A 14,497-nucleotide genomic window follows, 5' to 3' on the forward strand; every position below is an offset into this window, starting at 1 on the left:
GCCTCTTTTATTTATCTGAATTTGATCTGTTTATTTATCTATTAGTTCCTGAGCTCCATATTGGAGAATTATCAGCATAGATCACTAAGTTTCCATCATTCTGTACCGCAAGCTTATTAGCTCCTCTGCGCGAACTATTAGAGCTCCATACAGCTTTATTGTAAGAATCATATACAACCAGATTTCCATCACCCTGAAATTCAGCTCGGCTTCCTTTGTTATCTGTTCCGGATGCCCAAATTGAATTGCCATTGTTATATGATAAAACTAAATTTCCGTCATTTTGAAAGGTCAAATAATAATTACCATTAGGAGAAAACACTTTTTCTCCCTTACGGAATTTGTGTCCTGTACTTACATTACCACTTCCACGGCCATAGCCATTATCTCTTCCACCATTGTTCGAATCACTTTTTGAAGCCCAAAGAGGACTAGAACCGTTGTAAATCACAAGATTTCCATCATCTTGAATAGCCAATTTATCAGCTCTTCTTCCGTTGGTATGAGAACTGAAGGCTACCCCATTTCCAGGTGTATACACCACTAAATTACCATCATCTTGAAAAATGGCCCTAACTCCTTTGTTATTTGTATTTGAACTCCACATTGCAGCATCTGCTCTGTTATACAAAACCAGGTTACCATCATTCTGGAAAATCAGATAATATCGATTGTTATTCGCCCAATATTTTCTATTCTGCTCAATTGTCTGCCCAGTATAAATGTTTTGTGCATTGATTAATAATCCACCAAACACCATCATGAATGTTAATAAATGTTTTTTCATTATAATTATTTTTTGATTGATTGATAATCTCTAAAATTATGCCAAAACATCATAATATTTCAACCCTAACTCTAATTAAATGATTGACTGCAGATTAAATTCCATAAAAAAAGCGGCTTAAAAGCCGCTTCATATTTTTACCAACGATTTCCGCCTCCGCTACGGTTGTTGTTACCACCGCCATAGCCTCCGCCTCTATTGTTGTTACCTCCGCCGTAACCTCCGCCTCTGTTGTTGTCGAAGCTTCTTCTTGGTTTTTCTTCTCTTGGCTTAGCTTCAGATACGTTTAGAGCTTTTCCGTTGAATTCTTTCTGGTTAAGAGCTTCAATAGCCTGCTGTCCTTCTTCATCACCCATCTCTACAAAACCGAATCCTCTGGAACGACCAGTTTCTCTGTCTGTAACGATTTTAGCTGATGATACATCACCAAATTCTGCGAATAGATCGTGCAACTCATACTCTTTAGTTGCGTAATTGATGTTTGAAACAAAAATGTTCATTTTAAAATAAATTAAAAAATTAATAAAAATTTGGTATATAAAAGAAAAGCAACATAAATTAATGAACAAATATTGATTCCAAATATAAACGTATGCAAGATACAATTAAAATAATCAAATCCAAGCTTTTTTTACACATTTCTCACATTATGTTGAATCGAAACAGTGAAAAGTCGCTAAAAACAATAATAAGTTGCTGATTATCAAATAAATAAATCCAATCAAAGACTTAGTTAAATTTATTTAATATTTCAAATAGAATCATAAAAAATATAAACAGCATGCTCCCAATTACATCAATACTTTTATTGAATCAGCAGAAAACTGCACAATTTCTCAAGCACTAGTATCTCCTGAAAGAAAAAGAAAACGATTACCAACCTTCAATATGAGATACTCATAAAATCCTTATCAATATTCATCAGACGATATTATTTTTGAATGTTATGTTATTAAATATGATATTTCAGATCATGAAAACACAAGGAAAGTGAAAATTCTTTTCAAAGGTCAGAAACGCTTTCTTTGTTCACTTTTAACTCCAAAATACAGATTTGGAATTCATATAACAGGAAGGAAAAAAATAGTTTTGTTTACCATAAAAAGCAAGAAATATCAAACATTACTACATGATACTTCTACGGAAAAAGCAAAAGCCATGTGTTCCAAAAGAAAATGATTGAGAAAATGAATCATCCTTTTCAGATCAATAAATGCTATTCTTTTGAAAAGATCAGCTTTTAACACTAAATTTGTACTGCAAATTAAAAAGACATGAACTACCATACCAGAAAATGGGTAAAACCCGAAGATTTAAACCCCAACCATTCACTTTTCGGAGGAAGACTCCTTCAATGGATCGATGAAGAAGCAGCCCTTTATGCTATCATCCAGTTGGAAAACACAAAAGTGGTAACGAAATTTATCTCTGAAATTAACTTTGTCAGCTCTGCCAAACAGGGAGACATTATAGAAATAGGAATTGAAGCTACCCATTTCGGGTCCTCCTCTATTGCTTTAAGGTGTGATGTCCGAAACAAAATGACCCATCAAACCATTATTACCGTAGATAAAATTGTAATGGTAAACCTCGATGCAGAAGGTAATCCTGCTCCTCATGGAAAAACCCAGATCGAATTTGTAAAAGACAGGTTAAACGGAAACCTATGAAAATTTTCATAAAAAATATGGTCTGCAACAGATGCATTGCAGCAGTGGAAAACATTTTCCGTAATGCAAATGTAAAGATAAACGTTGTCTTATTAGGGGAAATAGAAACCGATTCTGAAATCCCCCCTGATACAATGCAGATCATAGAAAAACAACTGTTGGATACAGGTTTTGAAAGAATCATGGATTCTGCTCATCAACTTGTTGAAAAAATTAAAAATCTGATCATTCTAAAGGTTAGTGAGCTTGATGTTTCTGAAGATTTTCTGCTTTCAGAATTTTTAAGTTCAAAATTTCATAAAGATTACAGCGCTCTTTCAAAAACGTTTTCACAAAATGAAAATATTACGTTAGAACAGTTCTTCATCCTTCAGAAAATTGAAAAGGTAAAAGAACTGCTTCTGTATAATGAATTCAACCTTACTGAAATTGCAGGAAAGCTTGGCTACAAAAGCGTTCAGCATCTCTCTTCCCAATTCCGGAATGTAACCGGGTTTACTCCTACTGAGTTCAAAAAATTGAAAGAGCATAACCGCAAAGCACTTGACAATCTTTAATCTGCTTGAGAGTTTGAGTACTGGGAAATTTACAGGTAATTAAAACACAAACATTTTACTCCCTCACCCTAATACACTCAAACTCTCCCACCCTCCAACTTCTCCCTCTCCTAATTTTATAACTATTATCCTTAAATTTATAACAGCCTTAGAATTCCATTTTGGAAATTTGTACTATAAATTTAAGAATCATGGACCAACAGTATAAAATACTCGGAATGACCTGTTCCGGCTGCCAGAAAAAGATATCCAATCAACTGAATAGTATTGATGGTGTTAAAGCCGATGTAAATCTGGAAAACAATACCGCAACAATTACTTCTGATCATGGAGTGAAACTTTCAGTTTTAAATGATGCTTTGGCAGAAATAGGAAAATACAGACTTGAAGATCCCAATAATCCTGAGAAAGCTTTCGTAAAACCTCAGGACCGGGTATCTCCGTCTTCAGTATACTATTGTCCGATGGAATGCGAAGGAGATAAAGTATATTTCAAACAGGGTGAAAGATGTCCTGTCTGCAAAATGTACCTCGTACCTATTGAAGAAAAGCTCGCCAAAGATCCTAATCATAAACCAGCCTATTCAGCAACCAACCTTCCTGAAAACTTTAAAGACAGTGTCGGAAAACAGTATTGCCCAATGTTTTGCGAGGGTGATAAGGTATATAATGAAAAAGGAGAATGCCCGGTTTGCCATATGGACCTAGAGCCGATCACTGAAGAGCTTGCACAAAAAGCAGGTTCACAGCACCATCACTCCCATTCCCATTCTCATCATGAGCATCACAGCCATCATCATGAAGCTCCAAAAGTAACTGATGAAATGGCTGGCAGATACTATTGCCCCATGTATTGTGAAGGAGACAAGACCTACGATTCCAATGTAGGATGCCCAGTCTGCGGAATGGACTTGGTCAAATATCCGGAAAAGAAAGTGGCAAAATATACCTGTCCGATGCACCCGGAAATCATCCGTGACGAACCGGGAGACTGCCCGATCTGTGGGATGGATCTCGTAAGAATGACTGACAGCAGCAATGATGATGAAGATGAAACCTATACTATATTAAAGAGAAAATTCATTGCTTCATTAGCATTTACTATTCCTGTTTTTATTCTTTCAATGGGAGGAATGTTTATCAATTTCCCTTTTTCACATCAGATCCAGGGGTTTATTGAGCTTGCTCTGACGCTTCCTGTGATGTTTTATTCCGGCTGGTTCTTATTAAAAAGAGGATGGGTTTCTTTTAAAACATGGAATCTTAATATGTTCAGTCTTATCGCTTTGGGTGTAGCGGCAGCATTTATTTTCAGTATTGCAGCTTTAATTTTCCCTGATATTATCCCGCATGAGATCCGTGGACATAATCATGAAATTCCGTTGTATTTTGAAGCGGTTTGTGTGATTTTAACCCTTGTTATCTTAGGGCAGCTAATGGAAGCAGCAGCCCATAAAAAAACAGGAAATGCCATCAAAGAATTAATGAACCTTTCACCCGATGAAGCCAATCTCATGGTAAACGGTGAAGAAAAAAGAGTTCTGCTTTCCCAGGTAAAAATAGGAGACTTATTAAAGGTAAAACCCGGTGAAAAAATTCCGGTAGACGGAAAAATTACAGAAGGAAATTCTATAGTAGATGAAAGTATGATCACAGGAGAGCCTATCCCTGTTGAAAAAAGTGCAGATGACAAGGTTTCTTCGGGAACGATAAACGGTAATCAGGTATTCATCATGAAAGCGGAAAAAGTAGGTGACGAAACATTGCTTTCACAGATCATTAAAATGGTGAATGAAGCCAGTCGAAGCAAAGCTCCTATCCAGAAGCTGACAGATAAAGTTTCAAAAGTATTTGTTCCTGTGGTCATTCTTATTGCCGTGCTTACTTTTATTCTATGGCAGTTTTTCGGACCGGAAGGAAAAAGAAGCTTATTTGCTTTTGTGAATGCTGTTGCCGTCTTAATCGTCGCATGTCCGTGTGCCCTTGGACTGGCCACTCCCATGTCATTAATGGTAGGAATTGGCAAAGGTGCTAAAAACGGAATCCTTATCAAAAATGCAGAAGCTCTTGAGCAAATGCATAAAGTAAATGTTTTAATCACTGATAAAACAGGGACTTTGACAGAAGGAAAACCATCAGTAGAACATATTGAAACGGTAGATCATGAAGATAAGAATCAGATTTTAAAAATGGCTTTTTCATTGAATCAAAATTCCGAACATCCACTTTCCAATGCCGTCATAAAAAGAGCAAAAGAAGAAAATATAAACGCTGAAAAAGTAGATCAGTTTGAAAACATTTCCGGAAAAGGAATAAAAGGAAACATTAATGGTAAAACCGCCTATTTAGGAAATGAAAACTTGTTGACAACCCATCAGATCCAGATTCCGGAGACTTTAAAACAAAAAGCAATAGAAGTACAGTCAAAGGCCCATACGATTTCTTATATCGCACAGGATCAGCAGGTGCTTGGTTTCATAAGCTTTACAGATAAAATCAAAGAAAGCTCTAAAAAAGCAGTAAAACAGCTGATGAACGAAGGTATCGATGTAATTATGATGACTGGTGATAACGAACATACCGCCAAAGCCGTAGCTGATGAATTAGGAATCAAACATTTCAAAGCCAATTGTCTTCCCGAGGATAAACTGAATGAAGTAAAAAAACTACAGCAGCAAGGTAAAATCGTTGCCATGACCGGAGACGGGATCAACGACTCTCCTGCCCTTGCCCAATCCAATGTCGGAATTGCGATGGGAACAGGAACGGATGTAGCGATTGAAAGTGCCGAAATCACTTTATTACAAGGTGATATTTTGGGAGTGGCAAAAGCAAAGCTACTCAGTGAAAAACTTCTCAAAAATATTAAAGAGAATTTATTCTTCGCATTTATCTATAATGTGTTAGGAGTTCCGGTAGCGGCAGGATTATTGTATCCATTCTTTGGAATTCTCTTATCACCCATGATAGCTGCAGCGGCTATGAGTGTCAGCTCTCTATCTGTGATTCTGAATTCGTTGAGATTAAACTCAGTAGATCTGAATATAAAATAACAGCATGAAAAAAGGAAGTCTTTACATAGGATGTTCAGGATTTTATAATAACGACTGGAAAGGGTCTTTATATCCTGAAAACACGCCTAGTAAAGACTTTCTTTCTTTATATTCAAAAACCTTCAACGCAGTAGAGATCAATTCTACCTTTTACAGGAAACCTACAGCAAAAACACTTCTGAAGTGGTATGATGAAACACCTGACGCCTTCAGGTTCTTTATTAAAATTCCAAAATCCATCACTCACGAAAACCGACTTGAAAATTCTAAAGAAGAAATCGCAGTATTCTGCAATCATATTCAAAGCAATCTGAAAGAGAAGCTATCCGGGTTTCTATACCAATTTCCACCTTCCTTTAAAAACACGCCAGAAAATACAGAACGTATTATTAATAATATGGATCATGCTTTTCTGAATGTAATTGAATTCCGTCACCGCTCATGGTGGCAAAAAGAAGTTTTTGATCTTTTAAAACACCATAATATTGTTTTTTCCGGCGTCAGTTTTCCGGGCGATCTTCCTGAAGATATCATCATCAATCATCCCCAAATACTCTATTACAGACTTCACGGAAAACCCATCCTTTACAAATCTGAATACAGCGAAAATTTCATGAATGAGCTCGCTGAAAAAATTAAGAATCATAAGCAGACCCTTTTTATTTTTTTCAATAATACATGGGGAACCGCTGCCATTCGAAATGCCTTGTATTTAAAAAGTATTTTAGAATAGACGCGGTTATCTTCTTTTCCAATTTTCTAATTTTTGTTAAAATAAAAATAATTCCCCACTCTATGAAAATATTTTTAATTCAACATAAATAGAGAAAAGCTATTGGTTTTGTATTTATAAATGTTAAAATTTAAAGAAAAGAAAAACATATGTTCACAATTGGGATTTAAAGGGAAAATCGCTTTAAAATAAAGTTCTTAAAATAAGCTTAAAAAGAAAAATAAGTGTACAGCATGGCATATAATTTGTTAACTTTCAACTGTTATTTTTAACGATTTTTAACAATTTAAAATTCCATTATCTTTATGAAAAAAATTTTTGCAGGAAAGTCAAAAAATGCGACTTTTCTCGGGGTGTTTGCATTGGTGAGTGCAACTTCAGTTTTATTGAACAGCTGTAATTTCAAGAATGAGGTGAATGACCCCGTCGTCAATTCACAAGAACATCCTGCCGCAGAAATAGTTCCTAAAATGGATGATGAAAATGTAGACCCGGATAAAAGAGTGATCTACCTGACCTTCGATGATGGTCCCAATCAGGGAACCGAAAATCTTTTAAAAATCCTTGACAAAAGAAATGTTTGTGCAACTGCCTTTCTGGTGGGAAAACACGCCTATGGAAGCAAGAAACAGAAAGATGACTTACTGCTTCTGAAGCAAAACCCACTGATAGAACTGGCGAATCACAGTTTCACTCATGCCCACAACAAATACACCGATTTTTATAAAAATGCAGACGCTGTGGTTCATGATTTTGATATCGCCAAAGACAGCCTGAAGCTTTCAGATAAAATAGCAAGAACTCCGGGAAGAAATATCTGGAGACTCAATAATATTAATGTAACCGATATCAAAAGCTCCACTGCCTCAGCAGACGGTCTTAAAAAAGCAGGTTATAAAGTGATCGGCTGGGATCTTGAATGGAGACCTTCCCAAAAAATGACTTTAAAAGGAAGTCATGAAGCGATGATCAAGAAGGTTGACAGTATTTTCTTGAACGACCTTGAAAAAACGTCAAGACATCTTGTTTTCCTTACCCACGACCAATATCTCAGAGATGCAGATTCTATCAACGAGCTGGATATGTTCATTGAAAAATTACAAAAAAGCAACAGGTTTGTTTTCAGAAAAATTTCTCAGTATCCTAAGATCAATGAGGTTTTGAATTAATAAAGAGATTAGCTTCAAGGCATTATGGATTAAAACATCTGACTGGAAAATCCGGACTCCACAACCTTAAACTTTAAACCCCTGAGCTTTGAACCTTCGGGGAATTTTCGGAAATTTGCATTTATGAGTATTAAAGAAAATTACATCGCTATAAAAGATCAACTGCCATCCGGCGTTCAGCTGGTTGCCGTTTCGAAAACACATCCGGCTTCTGCCGTTCAGGAAGTGTATGATCTGGGACAAAAAGTTTTTGGAGAAAATAAGGTGCAGGAACTGATGGAGAAGTCCCCTCTTCTTCCTGATGATATCCAATGGCACCTGATCGGTCATTTGCAGACCAATAAAGTAAAGTACATTGCTTCATTTATAGATACCATACAAAGTGTGGATTCTGAAAAATTATTGGCAGAAATCAATAAAGAATCTGGAAAACACAACAGAGTCATTAAAGTTCTTTTGCAGGTGAAAATTGCGGCTGAGGAAAGTAAGTTTGGCCTTGAAATTTCAGAAGCTAAAGATCTGTTTCAACAATATATTGAAGGCAAATTTCCCAATATTGAAATTACCGGCTTAATGGGAATGGCAACATTCACGGATGATCAGCAGCAGGTAAGAAATGAGTTTTTAATACTGAAGGGTCTTTTTGATGAATTAAATCAACTGAAAACATTACATATCTTATCAATGGGAATGAGTGATGATTTCCCGGTAGCCATTGAGTGCGGGGCTAATTCTGTGAGGGTTGGATCTGCCATTTTTGGGAGACGAGACTACTCAAAATAGAATATTTAGGTATGGTTTTTGCTAATAATTGAAACAAAAAATTTAAATTTGCAACTATGCAAAAAATCCTTATAGTAGAAGACGAAAAAGCAATCTCAGGAGTACTTCATAGTATTCTTTCGGATGAACTCACCGATTATGAATTTGTTATCGCAGAAGACGGCCTTGAAGGTTACAAACAGCTAGAAAAAGAAGATTTCGCATTGGTGATTTCTGATATCAAAATGCCTAAACTTTCAGGAACTGAACTTTTGAAGCAAAGTCTCGCATTAAAACCAGAAACTACTTTTATCATGATCTCAGGCCACGCAGATATTGATTCTGCTGTTTCCTGTTTGAAAGAGGGCGCATACGATTTTATTTCCAAGCCAATTGACATCAACAGATTGATCACGAGTGTGAAAAATGCATTGGTTAAGGAAACGTTGAAGAAAGAAAACAAAAATCTTCAGACCGAAAATAAAACCTTAAAGAAGAAAGTCAACAAAAAATACCAGATGATCGGTAACTCTCCTGCTCTTCAAAAGATCCAGGATATGATCGAAAAGGTAGCGGTATCTGACGCCAGAGTTCTGATTACAGGACCCAATGGTGCCGGAAAAGAATTGGTTGCTCATGCTATCCACAATCAAAGTGAACGTGCAAGAGGCCCGATGATAGAGGTAAACTGTGCTGCAATTCCGTCTGAGCTTATTGAATCTGAACTTTTTGGACACGTAAAAGGATCTTTTACAGGTGCTATTAAAGATAAACAAGGAAAGTTTGAGCAGGCTAATGGGGGTACCATCTTCCTTGACGAGATTGGAGATATGAGCCTTATTGCTCAGGCAAAGGTATTGAGAGCTCTTCAGGAAAGCAAAGTTTCTCCTGTGGGAAGCGATAAAGAAATCAAAGTTGATGTAAGAGTAATTGCAGCAACGAATAAAAATATGCAGAAGGAAATTGAAGAAGGAAAATTCAGAGAAGACCTTTACCACAGACTTTCTGTTATTGAAATCTATGTTCCACCATTGGATGAAAGAAAAGAAGATATCAAATTATTGGTTGATCATTTTTCAGGTATGATTGCTGATGAGCATGGTACTGCTATGAAAAAGTTTGATGATAAAGCTATTGATGCTTTAAAAGTGCTTTCATGGACTGGAAATATCAGAGAATTAAGAAATGTCGTTGAGAGGTTAATTATTCTTGGTGGAAACACTGTTTCTGAAAGTGACGTTGCAAGTTTTGTAAGGAAATAATAGCTTCTATTATTTACAATATTATAAAAATTTGCAGTGTCTCACTGCAAATTTTTTTTTGCCCCTATTTAATTTATAAACTATATGAATCTTAAAATATTATGAACTTTTTAAACAAAAACTATACGAAAGAATGCCTGACTTTGGCTCTGCCTGTAATGCTTACTCAGGTGGGGCAAGTTTCGGTAAACTTATTCGATAATATTATTGTCGGACAACTGCTGGGTGCTGATGCACTGGCATCCGTTTCATTGGGGAATGCTGTGTTTTTCTCCATATTTGTATTAGCCTTAGGCTTTTCATTTGCGATTCCTCCATTGGTTTCGGAAGCACACTCAAGAGAAGATCACGCAACCATCAATTCTGTATTTAGCCACGGATTTATCATCAATATGTCTGTTGGGGTTATCCTGATGGTCATTTTACTGATGGGGATGCCCCTCCTCAGCCACTCCGGACAGCCTGCCAAGATCATTCCAGACACGGTAAGCTTCCTGAGTATAATGGTGGTCAGTATGATCCCAATTATGGCATTTCAGACCCTTCGTGAAGTTTCTGAAGGGTTATCTTATACCATTGGCGTTACCAAGGCAACTATTATTGCCAATATCATCAATATTGCCTTAAACTATGTTTTCATCAAAGGACTTTGGGGAATCCCAGCAATGGGGGTACAGGGATCCGCACTGGCAACCTTGATTTCCAGAATTTTCATGGTGGTTTTCCTTTATTTTGTTTTGGTAAAAGAAAAAAGAACAAGACGTTATATCAAAGATTTCTCTTTAAAAATTCAGGATTTTTCAAAACAGATGTTTGATAAAATGGTAAGACTGGGACTGCCTACGGCTTTACAGATGTTTTTTGAAGTAACAGCTTTTGCTGGGGCAGCATTTATCTGTGGATTGATTTCTGCTCACGATATTGCTTCTCACCAGATCGCTTTAAGTATGGCTTCCTTTACCTTCAACTTATGTGTTGGGTTCAGTGTTGCCTCTACCGTAATGATCGGCAGAAAACTAGGTGAGCAGAACTTTGTTGAACTGAGAAAAGTAGGAATCAACAACCTGAAAATTGCTTTTATCTTCATGTGCATCTGTGGATTGGTATTTATTTTGGGCAGAAACATACTCCCTACTTTCTTTACGAAAAAAGAAGAAGTGGAAGTGATTACCCTGGCTTCAAAACTAATGATTATTGCCGCTTTATTCCAGCTTTCTGACGGAGTACAGGTAACGGCCTTAGGAATGCTGAGAGGATTGCAGGATGTGAAAATCCCATCAATTTATACTTTCATTGCTTATTGGGTGATCACCATTCCTTTAGGATATTTCTTATGTGTAATCCTGAAAATGGGAGCATTTGGAATGTGGATCGCACTCGGACTAGGATTGACAGTATCAGCTGTTTTCCTGGTGAAACGATTCTTGAATATGTCTGCTAAAAGAATTAAGCAGAATTCATAAATAAAAATATAAGTAAATATTGACGCAGAGTTTTTTAGCTCTGCGTTTTTTATTTAACTTTATTATTTATGATTTAGTAATTATAAGAACATAAGTCAGCTATGGATTTAACTAAAGAAGACCTTCAAAACGATGCTCTAACTTATGATTTTGGCTTTGAAAGATTAAAGATTATCATTAATGGGCTTAAAAATGCTTTAACTTATTTATTAGACAGTGAACTTAGCATTGATTGGTGGGGAACTATGGATGAAAAATATGAACATGAATCAATATATAATCTGGCAATTCTTTCTTTTGAACATTATTTAAAAACAGTAATGACAGACTATAAACTTGTTAATGAAGAAGACAACCCACAACTTTACTATTCCGATCCTGATATTTCCTTAATTTTTGTTCTGGCAAAATATATAAAAAATGATCTGGAATCTCCGCAAAAAGCTTTGAACCATTATAATTTAAATATTCATGATTATCCCGTTTACAATGGTATTATTACCCTAAATCCCCAAAAAGATCTTGAGGAAATTTTGAAGCAAATAAAAAAATGGAGAAATAAAATTATTACTATATATTATGAGGAATAAAAAGAAAATAGCTGTTTCAGATTTGAGACAGCTATTTTCTTGTTTAAGTTATATTGTTTTAAATTCTGGTTCTTACTACTCTATCCTCTTTCCTAAAATCTTCAGACTTCTTTCCACACCATCCAGAACAGCTACATTAGGAAGGCTTCCCCAATCTTCAAAACCAAAGTTTCTGAAAAGTTTCAAACTCGGTTCATTATGAAGAAAAATGAGAGCGACCAGGTTTTTTACTCCAAATTTCCCTGCATTATCAATACAGTATTGAAGAATGGTTTTACCGTATCCTTTCCCTCTACAGGTTTCATCCAGATAAATACTTACCTCTACTGTACCGTTATATGCTGCTCTTTCATGAAATGAACTGAAGCTTACCCATCCAATGATTTGATCCTGGTCATCTTCAACCACCCAAAGTGGTCTTGTCTGAGGATTGTGTTCTTCAAACCATTTTAATTTACTTTCTACAGAGACTTCTTCCATATCTGCAGTCACCATCCTTGAGGCAATTGTTGAATTATAGATGGCTACAATTTTGTTTAAATCAGCCAATTCAGCATTTCTGAATTTTAATTTTTCCATGAAGATAATATTCAACTTAATTTATGCAAAAATAACAAATTTTAAAAACACCCCTTTAAAATTTAATTATTTTATTCAATTTTAATATTAAAAACAGACATACCCCTAAAATCAATCAGACTTCAACTCAATATTGGATTAAAATAAAATTTTCTTTTGTTGGAAATCGCGAAGGCGCAATGATTTAAACTTTTGATGTTTTTAAGACGCAAAGATTTTATCTTCGATAAAATTGAATATTGCTAATTTTTACTGCTCGCTGATTATGTAAATTTTGCAGGTAATAATAAAAAGATCTGCAAAATCTTCTCAATCTGTGAGGAAAATTAATCTACTTTTATTTGCTGAAAATCTTCGATTTTATTGCGCCTTAAAAACAGTATAAAAAAACTCTTTGCGTCTTTGTGTTTTATCAAACATTTTATTTCAAATCCTTTAAGATTCTATTCAAGCTTCTTACAGTAATTCCCAGATAAGCAGCCATGTCTTCTTTAGAAATCTGAATTCCTTGTTTGGACTGCATATTCAGTAATTGTGTTAAAGTATGTTCTACCGTATATAACTGTTGATAGGATGCCCTGCTGGAAGTATTGATAATCCGTTCTGCGAATGAATCCAGTAATAAATGATTCAGGGTAAGATCATTTTTAATCAAAGATTTAAAATAAGAAATATTCGTTTCATATACGGTTACTTCAGATACAGCTTTCACTCCGCATAAACAGCTTATATTTTTAATCAACTCTACTTCTCCGAGGATTTCACCGTTTCCAAGAAATTCGACAATATATTCCTTTCCGTTTTCTTCGGTAAAATAACATTTGGCTATTCCTTCTTTGATCAACATAACCTTTGACAGCAGCTGATTCTGTATCAATATATTTTCATTCTGGGAAAAAGACTTTACGACGATCTCTTCTCCAACTTTCTTCTTATGATAAAGTTCTTCAAAATAGCTTGAAAATGCCTGATTTGTTCGTAACATATGGATTCGGGACAAATGTCCTTTGCTTATTTATTTTTTATCCTGAATTTTGAAGACAGAAAATTACAAAACAAAAATGAATAATCATATTACAACGATAGCCTTTGATGCAGATGATACTCTTTGGATCAATGAGCCTTATTTTCAGGAGGCAGAAAAAGAATTCTGTATATTGCTTGAAGACTATCTGCCACAGCACTCTGTATCACAGGAATTGTTCAAAACAGAAATGCAAAATCTTCATTTATACGGTTACGGAGTAAAAGGATTTATGCTTTGTATGGTTGAAACCGTCGGCAGAGTTTCCAACAATACAGCGTCCCTGGAACTGGTAAACAAAGCGATCCAACTTGGCCAGGACCTTCTTCAAAAACCCATTGAATTGTTGGGTGGGGTTACAGACACTCTTGAAAGCTTAAAGGGAAAATACAGACTGGTTGTCGCCACAAAAGGAGATCTTCTGGATCAGGAACGCAAACTGAAAAATTCAGGATTACAGGACTATTTTCACCATATTGAGATCATGAGTGATAAGAAAGAGAATGATTACAAGAAACTCCTGAAACATCTGGACTGCCAGCCTGATAACTTTTTGATGCTTGGAAATTCTATAAAGTCAGATATTTTACCGGTATTGGAAATCGGTGGATGTGCGGCTCATATTCCTTATCATATCACCTGGAGCCATGAGCAGCATGATGTTACTCTGGAACATCCGAATTTTATGGAGCTTAAAAATATTGATGAGATCCTAAAGTTTCTTTAATATTTAAACCATTAAGGAGTATTAAGAGGGTAAGATTATTAAGATGAGCTTGCGTTAAACAACTCTATTTTATGGAGTTTTTAGATAATATCTTCAATTTCCTTATTCTATTTTTTATCAA

At 35.6% G+C, this 14,497-nt stretch carries 14 protein-coding genes and 1 pseudogene; 11 read left to right on the top strand and 4 right to left on the bottom strand.

Annotated features, from left to right (window positions below):
- Positions 1 to 34 precede the first annotated feature (34 nt).
- Positions 35 to 787, bottom strand: coding sequence for a hypothetical protein (locus AC07UM_RS01550; protein WP_494682789.1), 753 nt, complete (start codon positions 785 to 787; stop codon positions 35 to 37).
- 137 nt (positions 788 to 924) lie between these two features.
- Positions 925 to 1,287, bottom strand: coding sequence for an RNA-binding regulator (rbp, locus tag AC07UM_RS01555; RefSeq protein WP_109738282.1), 363 nt, complete (start codon positions 1,285 to 1,287; stop codon positions 925 to 927).
- Between the two features lie 415 nt (positions 1,288 to 1,702).
- Between rbp and AC07UM_RS01560 the strand changes: the two are divergent.
- The 10 genes and pseudogenes from AC07UM_RS01560 to AC07UM_RS01605 form a co-directional block, all read left to right on the top strand.
- Positions 1,703 to 1,966: pseudogene (locus AC07UM_RS01560) on the top strand (DUF6157 family protein); the annotation flags it as partial.
- 95 nt (positions 1,967 to 2,061) lie between these two features.
- Complete coding sequence (locus AC07UM_RS01565) at positions 2,062 to 2,457, top strand: acyl-CoA thioesterase (protein WP_103235690.1); 396 nt, start codon at positions 2,062 to 2,064, stop codon at positions 2,455 to 2,457.
- Complete coding sequence (locus tag AC07UM_RS01570) at positions 2,454 to 3,014, top strand: helix-turn-helix domain-containing protein (protein WP_494682788.1); 561 nt, start codon at positions 2,454 to 2,456, stop codon at positions 3,012 to 3,014. The genes AC07UM_RS01565 and AC07UM_RS01570 overlap by 4 nt, the downstream gene beginning before the upstream one ends.
- 191 nt (positions 3,015 to 3,205) lie before the next feature.
- Complete coding sequence (locus AC07UM_RS01575) at positions 3,206 to 6,067, top strand: heavy metal translocating P-type ATPase (RefSeq protein ID WP_494682787.1); 2,862 nt, start codon at positions 3,206 to 3,208, stop codon at positions 6,065 to 6,067.
- A 4-nt stretch (positions 6,068 to 6,071) separates the two neighbouring features.
- Complete coding sequence (locus AC07UM_RS01580; RefSeq protein WP_494682786.1) at positions 6,072 to 6,800, top strand: DUF72 domain-containing protein; 729 nt, start codon at positions 6,072 to 6,074, stop codon at positions 6,798 to 6,800.
- Positions 6,801 to 7,105: 305 nt separating this feature from the next.
- A complete protein-coding gene (locus AC07UM_RS01585) occupies positions 7,106 to 7,969 on the top strand; it encodes a polysaccharide deacetylase family protein (protein ID WP_494682785.1) in 864 nt (287 codons plus the stop codon).
- Positions 7,970 to 8,092: 123 nt separating this feature from the next.
- Entirely contained in the window at positions 8,093 to 8,752 is a 660-nt protein-coding gene (locus AC07UM_RS01590) for a YggS family pyridoxal phosphate-dependent enzyme (RefSeq protein WP_494682784.1), read from the top strand.
- 56 nt (positions 8,753 to 8,808) lie between these two features.
- Positions 8,809 to 9,993 carry a sigma-54-dependent transcriptional regulator gene (locus tag AC07UM_RS01595; protein ID WP_124531097.1) on the top strand — a complete coding sequence of 395 codons (1,185 nt, stop codon included), beginning with the start codon at positions 8,809 to 8,811 and terminating at the stop codon, positions 9,991 to 9,993.
- A 101-nt stretch (positions 9,994 to 10,094) separates the two neighbouring features.
- Positions 10,095 to 11,456, top strand: coding sequence for an MATE family efflux transporter (locus AC07UM_RS01600; RefSeq protein ID WP_494682783.1), 1,362 nt, complete (start codon positions 10,095 to 10,097; stop codon positions 11,454 to 11,456).
- 101 nt (positions 11,457 to 11,557) lie between these two features.
- Entirely contained in the window at positions 11,558 to 12,046 is a 489-nt protein-coding gene (locus AC07UM_RS01605; RefSeq protein WP_494682782.1) for a hypothetical protein, read from the top strand.
- Between the two features lie 75 nt (positions 12,047 to 12,121).
- Here AC07UM_RS01605 and AC07UM_RS01610 read toward each other — a convergent pair whose 3' ends face one another.
- Both AC07UM_RS01610 and AC07UM_RS01615 read right to left on the bottom strand, forming a co-directional pair.
- Positions 12,122 to 12,625, bottom strand: a complete 504-nt coding sequence (locus AC07UM_RS01610; protein ID WP_494682781.1) for a GNAT family N-acetyltransferase — start codon at positions 12,623 to 12,625, stop codon at positions 12,122 to 12,124.
- A 421-nt stretch (positions 12,626 to 13,046) separates the two neighbouring features.
- Complete coding sequence (locus tag AC07UM_RS01615) at positions 13,047 to 13,610, bottom strand: Crp/Fnr family transcriptional regulator (protein WP_494682780.1); 564 nt, start codon at positions 13,608 to 13,610, stop codon at positions 13,047 to 13,049.
- Positions 13,611 to 13,686: 76 nt separating this feature from the next.
- Between AC07UM_RS01615 and AC07UM_RS01620 the strand changes: the two genes are divergently transcribed.
- Positions 13,687 to 14,376, top strand: a complete 690-nt coding sequence (locus AC07UM_RS01620; RefSeq protein ID WP_494682779.1) for an HAD family hydrolase — start codon at positions 13,687 to 13,689, stop codon at positions 14,374 to 14,376.
- Positions 14,377 to 14,497 lie beyond the last annotated feature (121 nt).

This window comes from Chryseobacterium sp. GW821-FHT04C04, from assembly GCF_059420365.1.

What these genes read in the sequence shown, in the direction of transcription:
- AC07UM_RS01595 (WP_124531097.1), top strand. Translation starts at nt 8,809, where the DNA reads ATGCAAAAAATCCTTATAGTAGAAGACGAAAAAGCAATCTCAGGAGTA.
- AC07UM_RS01600 (WP_494682783.1), top strand. Translation starts at nt 10,095, where the DNA reads ATGAACTTTTTAAACAAAAACTATACGAAAGAATGCCTGACTTTGGCT.
- AC07UM_RS01550 (WP_494682789.1), bottom strand. Translation starts at nt 787, where the DNA reads ATGAAAAAACATTTATTAACATTCATGATGGTGTTTGGTGGATTATTA.
- AC07UM_RS01570 (WP_494682788.1), top strand. Translation starts at nt 2,454, where the DNA reads ATGAAAATTTTCATAAAAAATATGGTCTGCAACAGATGCATTGCAGCA.
- AC07UM_RS01580 (WP_494682786.1), top strand. Translation starts at nt 6,072, where the DNA reads ATGAAAAAAGGAAGTCTTTACATAGGATGTTCAGGATTTTATAATAAC.
- AC07UM_RS01575 (WP_494682787.1), top strand. Translation starts at nt 3,206, where the DNA reads ATGGACCAACAGTATAAAATACTCGGAATGACCTGTTCCGGCTGCCAG.
- AC07UM_RS01565 (WP_103235690.1), top strand. Translation starts at nt 2,062, where the DNA reads ATGAACTACCATACCAGAAAATGGGTAAAACCCGAAGATTTAAACCCC.
- AC07UM_RS01605 (WP_494682782.1), top strand. Translation starts at nt 11,558, where the DNA reads ATGGATTTAACTAAAGAAGACCTTCAAAACGATGCTCTAACTTATGAT.
- AC07UM_RS01620 (WP_494682779.1), top strand. Translation starts at nt 13,687, where the DNA reads ATGAATAATCATATTACAACGATAGCCTTTGATGCAGATGATACTCTT.
- AC07UM_RS01590 (WP_494682784.1), top strand. Translation starts at nt 8,093, where the DNA reads ATGAGTATTAAAGAAAATTACATCGCTATAAAAGATCAACTGCCATCC.
- AC07UM_RS01610 (WP_494682781.1), bottom strand. Translation starts at nt 12,625, where the DNA reads ATGGAAAAATTAAAATTCAGAAATGCTGAATTGGCTGATTTAAACAAA.
- rbp (WP_109738282.1), bottom strand. Translation starts at nt 1,287, where the DNA reads ATGAACATTTTTGTTTCAAACATCAATTACGCAACTAAAGAGTATGAG.
- AC07UM_RS01585 (WP_494682785.1), top strand. Translation starts at nt 7,106, where the DNA reads ATGAAAAAAATTTTTGCAGGAAAGTCAAAAAATGCGACTTTTCTCGGG.
- AC07UM_RS01615 (WP_494682780.1), bottom strand. Translation starts at nt 13,610, where the DNA reads ATGTTACGAACAAATCAGGCATTTTCAAGCTATTTTGAAGAACTTTAT.